Raw genomic sequence first — 16,091 nt, forward strand, 5'->3', positions numbered from 1 at the left:
TCACTGGTCACAACAGCCCCGTGGATCTCTATCGTCACATGTGTAACTGCGGGCGTCAATCCGGCGTCTTGTCCTCGAAAGGTGTGACATTGTCGGCGTTTCCGCGACTCGTGTCCGTATCGATGGCGTCGGCGGTCGCCATCGGACTCATTGTCGGGATAGGCGCTGCCCCGCCCGCGTCCGCCACGCCGTGCGAGGCGCCGGAGGCCAACATCGAGCCTCCCGCCACCGCCGCGCCGGTACCTGCACCCGCACCAGTTGTCCGGCCGCCGACCGGACGCCGGCCGAGCAACACGAACGACCATGCGCCGCTTCCCAAACTCGGCCCGCTGATCTCGTCTCTGCTCAGACCGGGCACCACTAGGTACTCCGCCCCGAAGGAGAACCAATCGCAGGTGGTCCCACGAGCGGAGGGGACACAGCCCGGTCCCAATCCACCCCAACCGGGCGCCCAACCGCCACCCAACGCCACTCAGCTGCGTCCGAATGCAGCGCCGCAGCCCGCCCCTCAGCCCGCTCCACAACCTGCACCCCAGCCGGCGCCCGAGGCCGGACCACCGCCCTCCATCGCCGGCGCCCCGACGTCGCTGGTGGACTGGGTGACCGGGGTCAACGGCCCGAACAAGACACTCGAACGTTTCGGCATCTCGGGAACGGACCTCGGGATCGCTTGGGACAACGGCGATCCCGCGAACCGTCAGGTGCTGATGGCGTTCGGCGACACGTTCGGCTACTGCCGTGTCCATGGCCAGCAATGGCGCTACAACACACTGTTCCGCAGTTCAGATCACGATCTCTCGCACGGGATCCACGTGGCGCAGGGCTCCGCTACCGACAGGTATGCCGGCTCGCCGTCGTATCCGTCGGGGCTGTCCAGGCAGATCATCAATACCATGAAGAGGGCGCCGCACGAGACCGGAATCATTCCGACCGCTGGAATATCCATCGGCAGAACGCAACTCGTGAACTTCATGTCCATCAGGGAGTGGGTGCGCGACGGAGACTGGCGGACGAACTTCTCGGCCATCGCGATGTCCCGCGACAACGGCCAGACCTGGGGGGTCTACCCGGGCACCATCCGCCCGGCCGATCCGGAAGGCGTGCCGGGAGCCAAATTCGTTCCGGGCAACGAGAATTTCCAGATGGGCGCGTTCATGAAGGGTACCGACGGTTACCTCTACTCGTTCGGAACCCCGTCCGGGCGTGGCGGTGCGGCGCATCTCGCACGGGTGCAACCGCAGTTCGTACCGGATCTCAGTAAGTACCAATACTGGAACGGTGACGGAGAAGGCCACTGGGTCGCGGCCGACCCGGGCGCGGCAACGCCGGTCATTCCGGGCCCGGTCGCGGAAATGTCAGGACAATACAACAGCTATCTCAAGCAGTACCTGGTGCTGTACACCAACGGCGCCAACGACGTGGTGGCAAGAACTGCCCCGGCTCCGCAAGGCCCTTGGAGCCCAGAGCAATTGCTCGTGTCGTCGTTCCAGATGCCCGGTGGCATCTACGCTCCGATGATCCACCCCTGGTCGTCCGGAAAAGACCTGTACTTCAACCTATCGCTGTGGTCGGCATACGACGTCATGCTCATGCACACCGTGCTCCCCTAGCCGGCCCCTGCGCGAGCAGACGCAAAATCCCCCATTTCGGCGTCGAAACGGGTGATTTTGCGTCTGCTCGTCATGCTGGCCGGTAGCGCACTCTGGCGCCGCGGCGGGGAGCAAGCATGATGGACCGTCGCACGATCTTTTCCGGACTCGGGTCGACAGCGGTGAACTCGCCCTCGCGCAGCAGCACATGCAGCACGGTGATCAATTCGCGCATCGAGAAGCTTGCTCCCAGACAACGTTTCACGCCGCCACCGAACGGGACCCAGGCGTAGGTCTGCGGTCGGATACCGAGGAACCGCTCAGGGCGAAACTCGTTCGGATACTCATAAACACCCGGGTTCCGATTGATTGCGATGATATGCACCACGATTCGCGTGCCGGCAGCTACACGGTAGCCACCGATGGGTAACGGCTTCGCGGCCACCCGTGCGGTCAACGGAGCCGGCGGACGCACCCGTAACGCCTCGTGGATTACGGCGGTGGTGAAATCCTCTCCGCCGCTGGCGGCTTCGGCCTGGACGCGTTGCAGCGCCTCGGGATGATGCAGCAGCAGGTCCATGACCCACGCCAATGTGGTGGCCGTCGTCTCATGGCCCGCGAGCATCAAGGTGATCAGATCATCTCGAATCTCATCGTCGGACAACCCTTTACCGTCTTCTCCGCGTGCGCCCATGAGCAAAGCCAAGACGTCGAGTTGCTCCCCCAACGCCGGGTCGTTTCGTCGTTGCGCGATAAGCGGCATGACGACGTCGTCGATCTCCCGATTGGCTTTGGCACGCTGCGGCCATACCCGCAGGGTGCCGAAGTGGCGCAGCGCGTAGCGGACCGTCAACTGCTCTGAGACACCGAGATTCAGGAGCCGCTCGAAGGGCCGGCCCAGTCGCCGCACCTCGGCGGGATCGTCGACGCCGAAAATGACCCTGACGATCACGTCCAACATCAATGACCGCGCCGCTTCCAGCATCTCGAACGGACGGTCAACCGGCCAGCTGCGCATCGCGACGCGCGTGGACTCCTCCATGATCGGCACATAACCGGTCAGCGCGGCTCCATGCAAAGGCGGTGTCAGAAGTTTGCGCCGTCGCAGATGTTCCGGTTCCTCCTGCACGAACATCGATCCCGACCCGTAGATCGCGGCCGCGGGCCCCACACCCTCGCCGCCGAGCAGCACGTCGGGCGGGGCGGTGAAGACCTCCTTCGCCAACGCCGGATCGGAAACGATCGCAACGTCACCCAGACTGAGGATGGGCATCGTCATGATCGGGCCGTACCGACGGATCAGCCGCAGCATCCGGCGCTCCCCGCCCACCAGGTAGGCAACCGCATACGCTGCCGCGAAGACCGCATGTAACCTGCGCGGCGCAGGCAAACCCGGCGGACGGGGCAAGGCATCCGGTGCGTTCGACGAGCGAAGTGCGGATGATGCCACGCTAACGACACAACACGGCACCTCGCACTAGGTCAAGGAGCCACGTCCGCGCCGCGTATCGCCGATCTACTTATAGATCGAAGCGACCCACGGCTGCGTGCAGAACCGCTGCGCCGCGGTAGCGGGGTCGATCCCGGCGGCTTGCAACGCGGCAGTCCTGGCGGCGCGGGAACCCTCCGGATAGTCGTCGTTGTTGAGGCCGCACAACACATTGCCGTTGCGCAGCCAGTCATGGCGGGAATCGGGGTCGGGCCGCGTCGAGACGACCTGCATGTCCAGCAGGGCCACCTCGACCATCTTGTCGTCGACCCAGCGGTACAACTGGACGGTTCCCGACGCCGCGCTGGAATGCGCGTAGTTGCCGAAGTATCCCTCGGCGGTTTGGTAGAAGCTGCGAAACCCGAACAGCTGGCCGGCGCGGACGAACCGGGGTTGCTGGCCCGGCCAACCAGTCAAGCGCCAGACGGCCATGGGTTCCCCTCCCGTCCCGCCGCGGCCGATGACCACCAGCAACTCGGGAGCCCCGCTGTTGTCGATGTCTTGCAGCAGCGGCACCTCGCCGGTTTCACCGATCTCCGCGGTCGGCTCCCGAAATTCTTGTGCCACCACTCCCGCGTTTCGCAAGGTAAACGACCACGCGGGAGCACTGGACACGTCGAGGATCAGGTTCTGCGCGACCTGCAGCACGCAGCGCACATGCTGGTCTTGCAGCTTTGGCTGGAAGCCAATGGATACGTTCGGGCAGGACGGCGACACCTGTTGCGGCGCAGTCGCACTCGCGGACGTCGAAGTGGAGCTGCCCGTCGAGCCACCCGATCCGCACCCACCCGCTGCGGCCACGGCAGTGACGCTGATCGCCACCATCGCGGCGCGTAAATCGAATCGGCGGAAGTGCACTGGTGATCGCTCATTTGCTGGAAATGCCACCACGCCAACCGATTACGCGCAGCGTTCGGGCTCAGCTTCGCACAGCGGCGTCACACCGCGGAACCGATAACGGTGTGCCGCCACCCAGCGGTATGCCGCGTCCTGCGCGGCGCCGACTCCCGGTAGCCGGTAGACCCGTAGCGGCAGTGTCGTACCGAGCGCCGCAGAAAGGGCTGCGTTCATTGCCTCCGCCCCGGAGAAGACGGCGCCCGACGCGTCAAGCCACCATGCCGATTCCGTCAAACGCGCAGCGGACACCCCCAGCAGTTCGGCCGTCCCGGGCCTCTGGAAGGGTTCGATCCGCAGCCGGCCCGTCCGATTCCACCGGGCCAACCGATTGCATGCGCGGGTGCAAATTCCACACCGCCCGTCGAAAAGCAAGACACCGTCCATGGTCCTAGTCTGCCGCATCTGCGGCGGCCGGCAGACCGACGATTCAGGCGCAGTCGGCGCAGATTTGACGTCCTCCTGCGGTGCTGCGCAACCGACTCCGGTGCTGCACCAGGAAACAGCTCGAGCAGGTGAACTCGTCTTCGCGCACGGGAATCACGGCCACCGTCAGTTCTTCATTGGACAAATCCGCGCCGGGCAGCTCGAAGAACGGCACATCGTTCAGGTCGTCGACGATTACGGGGGCAGACCTCGGCAACACAGGTGCCAACTCCCGTAGTGTGGACCGGTCCGCAGTGTCGACGTCGGACACACGGCGTGCGTCGTAATCGCTTGCGGTCGTCATGGGTGTTCCTTCCTCGCCGAGGGACGGGTCAACCGACCTGCCTGTAGTCGACCCGTGGCAGAGGCGATACCCCCTTGAAGGGGCGGTCACACCTTTTAATTCCAATAAATTCAATACGTGTTTCCGGCGGTCGGGCCAAGACGAAACCGGGCTTCAGCGTGCCGGCAACCGGATCCGATAGCCGCCGCTGGACACGGGCACGGGGTTCGCGGAACGTCCATCCTGCCAAGGCAATTCGCTATCGATGACGCGCGGTTTACTATGCAGGACGGCGGCCAGCCCAAACCAGGGCGCCAGAAAAGCCAGAATCAAGCTCGCGCCGGCGATCAAAAGACAACCATTCGCCAACGCGATGACGGCCGCCACCAGACCTACCGCAAAGACGACGGCCGATGCGCGGCCCGCCGCGCCCGATTTCCCCCCGAACACGGTCGGTAATCTACCGGATCGCGCAAAGTCCGGCACCGGTGCCCGAGACTTCGCCGGCTACGGGCCGCGGGTGCGCAACAAAAGCGGCACCACCAGCCAAAACACGGTGAACAGCGCCAGCGCAAACGCTCCCGCGACAAAACCCGCAATGCGCCCGGACACGGCCGCGAAGACGATCACCGTCATCCCGGTCAGCGCGAGGCCGAGCAGAGTCAACCCCGCATAGGCGCATCGGTGCGCCGCTGAGACCAGCACCTGGAGTCGATGGCGCCGAAACAGCAGCCGGTGCATGGCGACCGGCGCGATCAACAACACCGTTGCCGCCACCGAGCAGCTCACCGTCGCCAGGTACACCATGCGCATGTGTCCGCTGAGAACGTCGAAACGCTGCTGGAACGGCAGCGTCAACAGGAAGCCGGTGAGCAGCTGCACCCCGGTCTGCACCACCCGCAGCTCCTGCAGCAGGCTGTTCCAATTGCGATCCAGCCGTTGAAGTTCGGTTTCACCACGCTGGCGGCTGTCCCAGCGCTGGTCTTCTTCTGGATGGTCGACATCCATGGCCGCAGCCCGGAAACGCCGTGGCGTTAGCGGTGGAGTTTGCCGTCTCGCACGCCGGTCAGCGCTTCCTCCAGCGTCGGGTACAGGGGAAAGGCCTTGTCCAGACCGGTCAGGTGAATCGGCCGTCTGGTCACCGGCCCGCGCGCCACCACCCCGAACTCGGCGGATTGGGCGAGCTTCTCGTGCGTAGCCGCCAGGATTTTCAGGCCCACCGAGCCGAGAAATTCCACCCCTGAAAGGTCGATGACCAGCGCCGTCGGACCGTCCGCGACCACCGCACCAATGGCTTGTTCCAAAGCGGGAGCGGTAACCAAATCGATTTCACCGCTGACACTGACCACGGACACCCCATCGTGGTCCGCGACCATGGTGGTAATCGAATCAGGAGCTGACAATGGTGGTCCTTCGTCCGGGTCTTGCGTGCCTTGAGTGTGGTGTCAGCCTAACCCGCCTCGCCAGGCGCGCGTAGAAAAAGACCTCAACACCTGTCGTGCGATTACTCAGGCTAATGTCGCCATAGAACTTGCGCCCTGCGGAGCGCGTCGCGCATCGGCTGGGCACAGGGACTGCATTGGGAGTGCATTGAGTGCATTGGGAGGCCTTAGGAGGCCCGCATGTCAGATTCGCTGATGGAGAACAGCAACCCCGGCAGCGCCGCACAAACGGTCAGCGTCTCCAGCGAGGGCCTGCTGCCACAGCTGGTGCAGCACCTGCGGCGGAATCGAACGATTCTGCGCGAAGAATGGGCGCGCAGAATCACCGAGGCACAATTGCTCACCGCGATGACGCCCGAGGAGCTCTTTTCCGAAGCCACCGCCGTCTATGACAACTACGTCGAGGTGCTCGAGACCGGTAGCGTCGAGGCGTTGCAGGCTTACGCTCGCGACCTTTCCGAACGCATCATCCCGCGGGGCGTAGAGACCGATGAGGTGCTCGGCATCGTGCTGCTGCTGCGCGACGTGCTGGCGCGGTCGCTGTTCGAGAAGTACCAGGCCGAGTTCGACATGCTCAACCGGGTTTTGGACGCCTACGAGCCGGCGGCCAACCGCATCGCCAATACCGTGGGCGTCAGCTTCGTCCAGGAACGTGAGCGCATCATCCGCCAGCAGCAGGAGGCGATTCGCGAGCTGTCAACGCCGGTGCTGCAGGTGCGCGAGCAGCTGCTGATTCTGCCGATCATCGGGGTCCTGGACAGCCAGCGAGCCCGCCAGGTCACCGAACAGCTGCTGCGCGCCATTCGGGCCAATCGCGCGAAAGTGGTGGTCATCGACATCACCGGTGTGCCCACCATCGACTCGACGGTGGCAAACCACCTGGTGCAGACGGTCGACGCGTCGGGATTGATGGGTGCGAGCGTGATCATCACCGGCCTGTCCTCGGAAATCGCCCTGACACTGGTGACCATCGGGCTGGACCTGTCGAAGATGAATGCCGTCGGCGACCTGCAGGGCGGCATCGAGGAAGCCGAGCGGCTGCTGGGCTACGAAGTGACTCGCACCGGCGAGGTAAGCGGCTAAGAAAGTAAGCAAAAAGGCCACGGGACCCTCATGCCAGTACCAATCCTGAAGCAGGGCTCGATTCTGATTGCAACCGTGCAGGCCGCGCTCACCGACTCCGAGACCGAGCGGTTGCGATACGACCTCATGGAGCGGGTCAGCCGGTTTCGCGCGCAGGGGATCATCGTCGACGTCACCGCCATCGACGTGATGGATTCGTTCGCGGCCCGGTCGTTGCGCACGATTGCGCACATGACGCGGCTGCGCGGCGCCGACACGGTGATCGTCGGTCTCCAGCCGGAGGTGGCCTTCGCGATGGTCCAGCTGGGACTTGCGTTCGACGACATGAACACCGCGCTGGACCTCGAAGAGGGCCTTGCCCTGTTGAACAGGCAACTGGGACTTGGGAAATCGACGATCGGGCGCGACGGTGGCGGGTGACCGGGAAGTTGTAGTCGTCGACATCAACAACCCCGACGACATCGTCGACGCCCGCAAAGCCGGACATGAGCTCGCCCTAAACCTTGGATTCTCGCTGACCGACGTCACCATGATCGCCACCGCCATCTCGGAAGTCGCACGCAACATCACCAGCTATGCCGGTCGCGGCGCGGTTCAGGTTGCGGTGGCCGACCGGGAGGGCCGCGCGGCACTGGTGGTACGCGCTGAGGACGACGGGCCCGGCATCGCCGACATCGACCGCGCCATGGAAGAGGGGTACTCCACCGGACGCGGGCTCGGCCTGGGCTTGCCCGGGGCCCGCCGGTTGATGGACCGTTTGGTCGTGGAATCCACCCTTGGCCAGGGAACCGTGGTCGAGATGTGGAAGTGGGTTCCGGCCCGTGCGTGATCAGGGCCGCTTGGGGCCGATCGAGTGGGCGATGGCCGGACGACCCCGGCCCGGCGAGTATGCCTGCGGCGACCAATCGTTGGCGATCGGTGTGGGCGGATCGGCGGCGTTGTTCGGCTTATTGGACGGATTGGGTCACGGCCCGTCCGCCGCCACCGCGGCGACCAACGGGGTCGACGTGGTCAAGGGCGCGTGTGCCGAACGGCTCGACGTGCTCATCCAGCTGTGCCACCGCGTCCTGTCCGGCACCAGGGGGGCCGCGATGACCTTGGCGCGCATCGATTTCGAGGCCGGCAGGCTGTCCTGGACCGGAGTCGGAAATGTCAGCGCCAATCTGGTCGCCAAGGCGGCCACCGGTATCCAGGTGCGTTCTTCTGCCCGACTGACCGCCGGCATCGTCGGGTACCGGATACCGGATATTGCGCCACCACAAGTGGTTCCGATCCGCACCGGCGATCTGCTCCTGATCGCCAGCGACGGCATCGCCGAAAATCACTTGGACCACATCGACTTCGCCGCTACAGCACCCCAGATCGCCGCACAGATCCTGGAAAAGCACGCCAAGGAATCGGACGACGCGATGGTGCTGGCCGCACGACACCGGGGCACCTCGATATGAGCCAGATATGAACGACAGCAACGACTTTCACGCCCAGTACGTGACTGCGCTGAAAACCTACCTGGACACGCGCGACGAGGACAGCCTGGCCATCGGCCATGAGCTCGGCCGACGGGCCTTGCAGGAGCAAATCAGCATGCTCCAGATAATCGAGAATCACTTCGCCCAAATCGAGAGGCTGTCAAAGAATCCCGACTTCGACCGGCCCGCCGCGGTGGAATTCCTGTTGCAGACGCTGGCCGCGCTCGACGTGGTAACCCGCGGCTATCTGGACGGCACCCGGCGTTACGAGGAACAGCGTGCCCGCGCCGAGGGGCTGGCAGACCGCGACAAATTCCGCACTGCCCTGGTGAATTCGTTGCAGGAGGGATTTTTCGTCGCCGATCAGGACGGCGCCGTCGTCGAGATGAACGCCGCCTTCTCCGAGATCACCGGCTTTCCGCCGGACGGGATGCCCTACGCGTGGCCGCACCCGTGGCTGGTGGACAAGAAGACGGCCGCCGAGCAGACCGACCGAGTCTTGCGCGACGGCAGCGCCGAATACGAGACCCCGATTCGCCACCAGGACGGGCGTCTCGCATGGGTGGCGGTGAGCATCAGCGAGGTGCGCGAATCCGGCACGGACCAAGTTGTTTTCGTCGGAACGATTCGCGACATCACTGCCCAGCGAGCGTTCGCGGCACGGGAAAGCGCCGTGCTGCGACTGGCGACTGCCGTTACGGTGGCCAAGAGCCTGGCCGAGGTGCTGTCGATCACCCTTGATGAATGCCGCACGGCCGTCGACGTGCAGCGGGTGGTCGCCGCCATCTGGGCGCCCGGCGACGGCGAACCGACCATCCAAACCGCCGGGGAACCGCCGGTATCGAGTTGGCACGAACTGGATCCGGTGCTGCGCCACACGTTTCAGGACGCACGCAATCACTTGCCGCTGACGGCCAGGACGGTGGAGTGGCCGGATACTCCCGGTAAGGCTCGCGGAATCGTTGCGGTGCTGTCCGGCGCCGCAGACGTCGCGCTGTGGCTGGAGCTTCGGACGCCTCGCTGGATGAGTGCGGAGGACCGGCTGTTGGTCACGGTGCTCGTCGGCCATCTCAGCCTGGCGATTCAGCACGTGCGCCAGTTCGAGATTGCCCGCGAGACATCGCTGACCCTGCAACGCACGATGCTGCCGTCGCTGCAGCCGCCACCGGGTTTTGCGGTCCGCTACGAGCCCGCCGTCCCGCCACTGGAAATCGGCGGCGACTGGTACGACGTGCTGCCGGTCGGCGATCACCGCATCGGCATCGTAGTCGGCGACTGCGTGGGCCGTGGTCTGCCGGCCGCGGCCATCATGGGTCAACTGCGTAGCTCTGCACGGGCGCTGTTGCTCACCGGCGACCAACCGGCGGTGTTGCTCGAGCAACTCGACTCGGCGGCATCCCTCATTCCGGATGCATATTGCACGACGGTGTTTCTGGCGATCCTGGACACCGAATCCGGGATCTTGGAATACAGCAACGCCGGGCACATGCCCGCGATCCTCGCGGCGGCCGGGCCGGATGTCGAATCGGAAACCACCGTGTTGACCGGTGCCCGGTCGGTGCCGCTCGCGGTGCGGCGGGAAGGCCCGCGCCCGCAAGCCGCTCAGGTGCTGCCGTCCGGGTCGACGCTGATGCTGTTCACCGATGGTCTGGTCGAGCGCAAACACGAGTCGCTTGACGACGGGATCGGGCGTGCAGCAGACGTGTTGGCAGAAATGACGAAGTTGCCGCCGGACGCCGTCGCCGACGCGGTGCTACGGGAATTGGCTCCCCCGCCCGGTTACGACGACGACGTCGCGATGGTGATCTACCGGCACCAATCAGCGCCACTTCGGATCGAATGCGACGCGACCGCCGATCACCTGGCCACCATCCGGCACCGGCTGAGCGGTTGGCTGCGCGGCGCCGAAGTGCCTGACGAGCTGTCGGCCGACGTGGTGCTCGTCGTCAACGAGGCATGCACCAACGTCATCGAGCATGCCTACGCCGGCCGACCCACCGGAACGATGCAGCTGGACGTCGACCGCGTGGACGGCGAAGTCCGGGTGCGGGTCGCCGACACCGGCTCGTGGCAACCACCGGCCACCAATTCCGGCAACAGCGGCCGCGGCCTGATGCTGATGAAGGCGATCGCCGACTCGGTTGACGTGGACAGCACACCGGCCGGAACCACCGTGAACGTGACATTCCGGCTTCCCCGACGTGCGTGAACACTGAAAGGCCAGCCGCACATGAGATTTGGCGTGCACTCCGACCGCGACGTGACGCCGCACCCGTTTGCCAGGTCCGATAGGGGGTATCTCACCGGGGTGACTAGCGCATCGACCACCGTCGAACCGGCCCTGCCGGCCGCGAACGGACCGCTCTCGATGACCGTGCGCCGGGCCCTGACCGGGCCGTCGTCGCGCGACCAACTGAATCGCATCGGTGCATCGGTGCGCGATTCGGACCCTTACGGTCTTGACCTGCAGCTGGCCCTGTACATGTGCTACGAACTGCACTACCGGGGGTTTGCCGGCGTCGACCCCACGTGGGAGTGGAATCCGGCGCTGCTGCACCTGCGTGCCGAACTGGAGCGTGGCTTTCTGGCGGGCATACGCCGTGACGTCGGCGACATCGAACCGGGCGACAGTGCGGCGGCCGAAATGGACGCGCTGTCCATCGAGCCCGTGGACGGCAACGGACCGTCGTACTATTTGCGCGATGCCGGCAGCTGGCAGCAGATGCGCGAATATTTCGCGCACCGCTCGCTGTATCACCTCAAGGAAGGCGATCCGCACGCCTGGGTGATTCCGCGGTTGACCGGCCGCGCCAAGGCGGCGTTCGTTGCGGTCGAATACGACGAGTACGGCGCCGGGCAGGCCGCGCGGCTGCATCAGCAGCTGTTCGCCGATCTGATGGCCGCGGCCGACCTGGATTCGCGCTATCTGGCTTATCTGGATGCGGTTCCCGCCGAGTCGCTGGCGGTGGTGAATTTGATGTCGATGTTCGGCCTGCACCGGTGGCTGCGCGGTGCCGCGATCGGGCACTTCGCCGCTACCGAGATCACCTCGCCGCCGGGTTCCCGACGCATGGTCCAGGCGCTGCAGCGCATGTCGGCACCGGCGGCCTGTATCGCGTTCTACCAGGAGCACGTCGAGGCTGACGCGGTACACGAGCAGGTGGTGCGCCTCGATGTCGTCGGTGACCTGGTCGCGCGCGAGCCGAAGCTGGACCGCGACGTCGTCTTCGGAATGCGCGCACATGCGGTGGTGGAGAATCGCTTGGCGGACAATCTCATGGTGTGCTGGAAGCTGAACCAGTCATCGCTGCGGCGGCCCGTTTAGCCGCCGCGTTCAACGCTTTTCGGTGATCCGGCAGCGCCGGTGGCTGGTGTCGCACATTGGATATTCCTTGCTGCGCGCACACGTGCAGACCGCCACCATGAACCGATCGGATTCGACGACGCCGCCGTCGGGCATCTCGATGCGCACCGGGCCGGAAATCAGCACCGGGCCCTTGGGCACCACTTGCACGCGGGTGGTAGTCATGGCTTTTCGGCCCGAATGACAACCAGCTCTTCTTCGCGGCAGCCGCGCCGTAGCCGGCCGGTGTCCTCCAGCCACCGTGCCCGGGCGGTCAATACTGGGCCGAACGGAACCCATTGGGAGGCAACTACTCTGGCGCTCAGCCCGGTGGACCGCAGGAGGTCCAGCGACTGTTGCACACCGGCGAATGCCGACTGCACCAGTAGCAGGGATCCGCCGTGACACAACAGGTTTGTCGCCGATTCGCACAGGGGGTCGAGCACCAGGCGCCCGTCGGGACCGGCGTTGAACGCCCAGGACGGTCCGGCGCTGGGTGCGATCAAGTCGGTGTCGTCGATGGGCGGTGTCGGCACATACGGCGGATTGGACACCACGACGTCAAACGGAGCGCAATCGAAGGCCCCGATCCAGGACCCCTCGCGGACATCGACATCCACCCCGGCGTCTACGGCGTTGTCACGCGAGCACCGCACGGCGTGCGGGCAAATGTCGAAGGCAGTGACGCTGGCACAGCCCATTTCGGCGGCAGCGATCGCGACGAAACCACTTCCGGTACACAGATCGAGAACCCGTCGGCCCGCCACAATTCCGGTCCACTTCATCGTGTCCACCAACAGCCGCGAATCGTATTGCGGCTGGTAGACGCTGACGGCGGGCAGGGCGGCATCCGCCACTTGATAGGTGGTCGTCAACGTAGGCCTTTCGGTGAATTTCCGCGGTCAATCCGATCGAGCCGCGATTACGGCACCACTGATTAATGCCCGCAAACCGCTGCTTTAAACCCCGACGACTGGCTGGGCAGCTATCGCGGTGCAGCGCTAGAGACGTGGGCGAATTGCTTGACAATCGTCGAGCAAAATGCCGGAAGATCTGACGGCGAGCGACTGGTGATCAGATTGCCGTCGACAACCACTTCCTCATCGACCACATTGGCGCCGGCGTTCCGCAGGTCGGTGCGTATGCTCGCGTAAGAGGTCATCGTTCGTCCCGCCGTGACACCCGCCTCCACCAGCGTCCACGGGCCATGGCAGATCGCGGCGACCGGCTTTCCGGACTCGACGAAGTCGCGCACGAAGGCGACCGCGGACTCGTCTTTGCGCAGTTTGTCCGGGTTTACCGTGCCGCCGGGCAGCACCAGGCCGTCGAATTCGTCGGGCTTCGCATCCGATACCGCGCGATCGACAGCAAATGCGCCAGCAGGCTCGAGATCGTGGTTGCGCGCTTGTATTTCGCCACGTTTCAGCGAAAGCACCTCGACTTGGGCTCCCGCCTGCGTCAATGCCGCGCGAGGCTGTTCGAGTTCAACTTTCTCCACTCCGTCGGCGGCCAGGATAGCGATCTTTTTACCTTGTAATCCGTGTGACATCGGTATTCTCCTTCACTGAAAGCCAGCGCTTCAGAACGGCTTTCGCGCAGTTGAATCGAAAGTGTTCTCGTCCAATCACTTTGCAACTCAACCTGGGCGCCGGATGCCAACCGGATACCCGAGCGCCCACCGCCCAAACGCGCGGTGGTCAAAGCGATCCTCGGAGCGATCCTCGGAGCGGTCATTGAGCCGCGGCGCGCAGCGCCTCAAGCAACGGTTCGGCGGCTTCCTTGAGAAACAGGTCCTGCGTCTCGCCGCCGATCTGGATCAGCGCGACATCGGTGAACCCGGCCGTCCAGTACGGCCGGACGGCCTCGACGATCGCATCCAGGTCGGGGCCACACGGAATGCTCTCGGCGACATCTTCGGGACGTACGAATTGGGTGGCACCGTCGAAACCGGCGGGCGTCGGCAGGTCAGCGTTGACCGCCCAGCCGCCGCCGAACCAGCGGAACTGATCGTGTGCGCGTTCGACGGCGGCGTCTCGGTCGGGGTCCCAGCACACCGGAACCTGCCCGATCACCCGGCCGCCGCCGGCCACGTTGGCCGCCTGCCGGGCGGCGTGCCATGCGTCGACAAGTTCTTCGTCAGGCTGTACGGCAATCAGGTGGTCGGCGAGCTTGGCGAATTTGTCGACGCCCTTGGACCCGGCCATGGCCACCCCGATGCAGACCGGTACCTCGGGCACATCCCACAGTCGGGCCGAGTCGACCTGAAAATAATCGCCGCGCCAGTTCACCAGTTGCCCGCCGAACAGTTCGCGGATGATTTTGATGGCTTCTCGCAGCATGTCCTGTCGCCGCTCGACGGTCGGCCAGCCCTTGCCCACCACGTGCTCGTTGAGGTTCTCGCCGCTGCCCAGCCCGAGGGTGAAGCGTCCGTCGGCAAGAATCTGTACGGTCGCGGCTTGTTGAGCGACGATCGCGGGGTGATATCGCATCGTCGGACAGGTCACATAGGTGTACAGCTGCACCTTCTGGGTCATCTGTGCGACCGCGCCGAGCACCGCCCAGGCGTTGGGAGCGTGCCCCTGGGATACCAGCCAGGGCGAGAAGTGATCGCTGCAGACTTCGAAGTCGAAACCACACTCCTCAGCTGAAACCGCATAGCGCACAAGGTCTTTGGGCCCGCTCTGCTCGGTCATCAAGGTATAGCCGAACTTGGTCATAGCGACAGGGTTACCCGCGCTCCTGCGGAGCAAACGATTCGGCTACAGCCGGTCTTTTACCGCCGCGGACAGCCGGGCACCGTCGGCTTTCCCTGCGGCGATCGCGGTGGCCGCCTTCATCACCAGACCCATCTGCTTCATGCTGGGCCGCTCGCCGATGGCCTCGGCCACCTCGGCGATGGCGGTGTCGGCCACGTCGGCGACCTCGGCCTCGGTGAGCGGCGTGGGCAGATATTCGTCGATGATCCGCGCCTCGGCGTGCTCGTTGGCCGCGAGCTCACCGCGGCCGTTCTGGGTGTAGATCTCGGCCGCCTCGCCGCGTTTGCGGGATTCCTTGGCCAACACCTGGATCACCTCGTCGTCGGAGAGCTCTCTGGCCTGCTTGCCGGAGACTTCCGCCGTCTGGATCGCGGCCAGCAGCATGCGCAGTGTCGCGGTGCGCAACTTATCCTGGGTCTTCATCGCTTGCGTCAGGTCCGCCCGAAGCCGCGATTTGAGTTCCGCCATGACCGAAACGCTACTACCCGGGACCCCGGGCCCGACGTTGAGAAAAGGCCCGACCGCCGACAGGATGTAAGCCATGACCAACGACGACGGCAGCTGCCTCCGGTGAGCACGCCGCCGCCTGCATATTCGGTGGATCCGCCGCCAGGGCCTATGGGCCCCGTGCCGCCCGGTTATCCCTCCCCTGCATACGGGCCGCCGCCCGGCTACGGCGCTGCGCCCCCTGGTTACGGCCACCGCGCCGGCGCCTTCCAGCAGCGAAAGGCCGATCAACGCGAGCAACCGTCCGCGGATCCTGACCCACGCCTCGCCGATCGTGATCGGGGACCCGAACACCGCCCGCCCGACGACGACGGTGAGCATTCCGGACAGCAGGATGCCGCCCAGCCAGCTGACCAGGACACTGCCACCGATACCGAGCATCCAGCCGGCCGCGTCGGCCCAGGACAGCTCGGCGGCCGGGGAGGTTTTCAGCCGGCTGGCGGCGGCCAATGGGCCCAGCGTCGCGACGTAGCTGATGATCTGCATGACCAGCACTACCCCGGCGGTCAGCCCGATCGTCGCCTTCGGATTGGCGCGGATGTAGCCGACCGCACCATTGAAGATCTCGCTGAGGCCCAATGGCCGCAACGGGATGATGCCGGGCTTGACGGCGCCCGGGGCGAATGGTGGCGGACCGTAACCGGCCGGGAACCCGTAGCCCGGCGGGGCGCTATACCCCGGTGGCGGGCCGTAGCCGGGCGGGGGGTGTTCGGGTCCCCGATCACGATCGGCGAGGCGTGGGTCAGGATCCGCGGACGGTTGCTCGCGTTGATCGGCCTTTCGCTGCTGGAAGGCGCCGGCGCGGTGGCC

At 65.3% G+C, this 16,091-nt stretch carries 19 protein-coding genes and 1 pseudogene; 7 read left to right on the top strand and 13 right to left on the bottom strand.

Annotated elements, in window-relative coordinates; genetic code table 11:
* Positions 1–122: 122 nt before the first annotated feature.
* Positions 123–1,610, top strand: a complete 1,488-nt coding sequence (locus A9W99_RS01540) for a DUF4185 domain-containing protein (RefSeq protein WP_082929754.1) — start codon at positions 123–125, stop codon at positions 1,608–1,610.
* 70 nt (positions 1,611–1,680) lie between these two features.
* On the opposite strand, the gene A9W99_RS01545 is transcribed toward A9W99_RS01540, so the two are convergent.
* The 7 genes from A9W99_RS01545 to A9W99_RS01575 form a co-directional block, all read right to left on the bottom strand.
* Positions 1,681–3,060: a cytochrome P450 gene (locus tag A9W99_RS01545; RefSeq protein ID WP_156622883.1), complete on the bottom strand. Its 1,380-nt coding sequence runs from the start codon at positions 3,058–3,060 to the stop codon at positions 1,681–1,683.
* 45 nt (positions 3,061–3,105) lie between these two features.
* A complete protein-coding gene (locus tag A9W99_RS01550; protein ID WP_067372286.1) occupies positions 3,106–3,936 on the bottom strand; it encodes a hypothetical protein in 831 nt (276 codons plus the stop codon).
* Positions 3,937–3,978: 42 nt separating this feature from the next.
* Positions 3,979–4,359, bottom strand: a complete 381-nt coding sequence (locus tag A9W99_RS01555; protein ID WP_067372290.1) for a thiol-disulfide oxidoreductase DCC family protein — start codon at positions 4,357–4,359, stop codon at positions 3,979–3,981.
* A 43-nt stretch (positions 4,360–4,402) separates the two neighbouring features.
* Positions 4,403–4,702, bottom strand: a complete 300-nt coding sequence (locus tag A9W99_RS01560; protein WP_067372294.1) for a DUF4193 domain-containing protein — start codon at positions 4,700–4,702, stop codon at positions 4,403–4,405.
* A gap of 153 nt (positions 4,703–4,855) precedes the next feature.
* A complete protein-coding gene (locus tag A9W99_RS01565) occupies positions 4,856–5,068 on the bottom strand; it encodes a hypothetical protein (RefSeq protein ID WP_156622884.1) in 213 nt (70 codons plus the stop codon).
* A gap of 120 nt (positions 5,069–5,188) precedes the next feature.
* Positions 5,189–5,689 carry a DUF6328 family protein gene (locus A9W99_RS01570; protein WP_067372298.1) on the bottom strand — a complete coding sequence of 167 codons (501 nt, stop codon included), beginning with the start codon at positions 5,687–5,689 and terminating at the stop codon, positions 5,189–5,191.
* A 26-nt stretch (positions 5,690–5,715) separates the two neighbouring features.
* The gene (locus A9W99_RS01575) at positions 5,716–6,084 is read right to left on the bottom strand and encodes an STAS domain-containing protein (protein ID WP_156622885.1); all 369 of its coding nucleotides are present in this window, start codon (positions 6,082–6,084) and stop codon (positions 5,716–5,718) included.
* A 219-nt stretch (positions 6,085–6,303) separates the two neighbouring features.
* Between A9W99_RS01575 and A9W99_RS01580 the strand changes: the two genes are divergently transcribed.
* From A9W99_RS01580 to A9W99_RS01605, 6 genes are all read left to right on the top strand, one after another.
* Entirely contained in the window at positions 6,304–7,206 is a 903-nt protein-coding gene (locus tag A9W99_RS01580; protein WP_067233927.1) for an STAS domain-containing protein, read from the top strand.
* A 30-nt stretch (positions 7,207–7,236) separates the two neighbouring features.
* A complete protein-coding gene (locus A9W99_RS01585) occupies positions 7,237–7,626 on the top strand; it encodes an STAS domain-containing protein (protein ID WP_067233924.1) in 390 nt (129 codons plus the stop codon).
* Complete coding sequence (locus tag A9W99_RS01590; protein WP_067372301.1) at positions 7,616–8,035, top strand: ATP-binding protein; 420 nt, start codon at positions 7,616–7,618, stop codon at positions 8,033–8,035. The genes A9W99_RS01585 and A9W99_RS01590 overlap by 11 nt, the downstream gene beginning before the upstream one ends.
* Complete coding sequence (locus tag A9W99_RS01595) at positions 8,028–8,654, top strand: SpoIIE family protein phosphatase (RefSeq protein WP_067372304.1); 627 nt, start codon at positions 8,028–8,030, stop codon at positions 8,652–8,654. Before A9W99_RS01590 ends, A9W99_RS01595 begins: the two co-directional genes overlap by 8 nt.
* Before the next feature lie 7 nt (positions 8,655–8,661).
* Positions 8,662–10,884 carry a SpoIIE family protein phosphatase gene (locus tag A9W99_RS01600; RefSeq protein WP_067372307.1) on the top strand — a complete coding sequence of 741 codons (2,223 nt, stop codon included), beginning with the start codon at positions 8,662–8,664 and terminating at the stop codon, positions 10,882–10,884.
* 99 nt (positions 10,885–10,983) lie between these two features.
* A complete protein-coding gene (locus A9W99_RS01605) occupies positions 10,984–12,000 on the top strand; it encodes an iron-containing redox enzyme family protein (RefSeq protein ID WP_067372310.1) in 1,017 nt (338 codons plus the stop codon).
* A 9-nt stretch (positions 12,001–12,009) separates the two neighbouring features.
* On the opposite strand, the gene A9W99_RS01610 is transcribed toward A9W99_RS01605, so the two are convergent.
* From A9W99_RS01610 to A9W99_RS27660, 6 genes and pseudogenes are all read right to left on the bottom strand, one after another.
* On the bottom strand, positions 12,010–12,204 hold the full coding sequence (locus A9W99_RS01610; protein ID WP_067372313.1) for a CDGSH iron-sulfur domain-containing protein: 195 nt from the start codon (positions 12,202–12,204) through the stop codon (positions 12,010–12,012).
* Entirely contained in the window at positions 12,201–12,893 is a 693-nt protein-coding gene (locus A9W99_RS01615) for a HemK2/MTQ2 family protein methyltransferase (RefSeq protein WP_067372315.1), read from the bottom strand. The genes A9W99_RS01610 and A9W99_RS01615 overlap by 4 nt, the downstream gene beginning before the upstream one ends.
* 110 nt (positions 12,894–13,003) lie before the next feature.
* Entirely contained in the window at positions 13,004–13,567 is a 564-nt protein-coding gene (locus tag A9W99_RS01620; RefSeq protein WP_067372318.1) for a type 1 glutamine amidotransferase domain-containing protein, read from the bottom strand.
* A 181-nt stretch (positions 13,568–13,748) separates the two neighbouring features.
* On the bottom strand, positions 13,749–14,735 hold the full coding sequence (locus A9W99_RS01625; protein WP_067372321.1) for an LLM class F420-dependent oxidoreductase: 987 nt from the start codon (positions 14,733–14,735) through the stop codon (positions 13,749–13,751).
* 42 nt (positions 14,736–14,777) lie between these two features.
* The gene (locus A9W99_RS01630; RefSeq protein WP_067372446.1) at positions 14,778–15,242 is read right to left on the bottom strand and encodes a GatB/YqeY domain-containing protein; all 465 of its coding nucleotides are present in this window, start codon (positions 15,240–15,242) and stop codon (positions 14,778–14,780) included.
* Between the two features lie 225 nt (positions 15,243–15,467).
* A pseudogene (locus tag A9W99_RS27660) lies at positions 15,468–16,091 on the bottom strand (hypothetical protein); the annotation flags it as partial.

Source organism: Mycobacterium sp. 1164966.3 (assembly GCF_001665395.1).
Taxonomy (GTDB): domain Bacteria; phylum Actinomycetota; class Actinomycetes; order Mycobacteriales; family Mycobacteriaceae; genus Mycobacterium.

Coding starts and splice junctions, on each gene's coding strand:
- A9W99_RS01540 (WP_082929754.1), top strand. CDS start 123: ATGGCGTCGGCGGTCGCCATCGGACTCATTGTCGGGATAGGCGCTGCC.
- A9W99_RS01555 (WP_067372290.1), bottom strand. CDS start 4,359: ATGGACGGTGTCTTGCTTTTCGACGGGCGGTGTGGAATTTGCACCCGC.
- A9W99_RS01560 (WP_067372294.1), bottom strand. CDS start 4,702: ATGACGACCGCAAGCGATTACGACGCACGCCGTGTGTCCGACGTCGAC.
- A9W99_RS01570 (WP_067372298.1), bottom strand. CDS start 5,689: ATGGATGTCGACCATCCAGAAGAAGACCAGCGCTGGGACAGCCGCCAG.
- A9W99_RS01580 (WP_067233927.1), top strand. CDS start 6,304: ATGTCAGATTCGCTGATGGAGAACAGCAACCCCGGCAGCGCCGCACAA.
- A9W99_RS01585 (WP_067233924.1), top strand. CDS start 7,237: ATGCCAGTACCAATCCTGAAGCAGGGCTCGATTCTGATTGCAACCGTG.
- A9W99_RS01600 (WP_067372307.1), top strand. CDS start 8,662: ATGAACGACAGCAACGACTTTCACGCCCAGTACGTGACTGCGCTGAAA.
- A9W99_RS01610 (WP_067372313.1), bottom strand. CDS start 12,204: ATGACTACCACCCGCGTGCAAGTGGTGCCCAAGGGCCCGGTGCTGATT.
- A9W99_RS01620 (WP_067372318.1), bottom strand. CDS start 13,567: ATGTCACACGGATTACAAGGTAAAAAGATCGCTATCCTGGCCGCCGAC.
- A9W99_RS01625 (WP_067372321.1), bottom strand. CDS start 14,735: ATGACCAAGTTCGGCTATACCTTGATGACCGAGCAGAGCGGGCCCAAA.
- A9W99_RS01630 (WP_067372446.1), bottom strand. CDS start 15,242: ATGGCGGAACTCAAATCGCGGCTTCGGGCGGACCTGACGCAAGCGATG.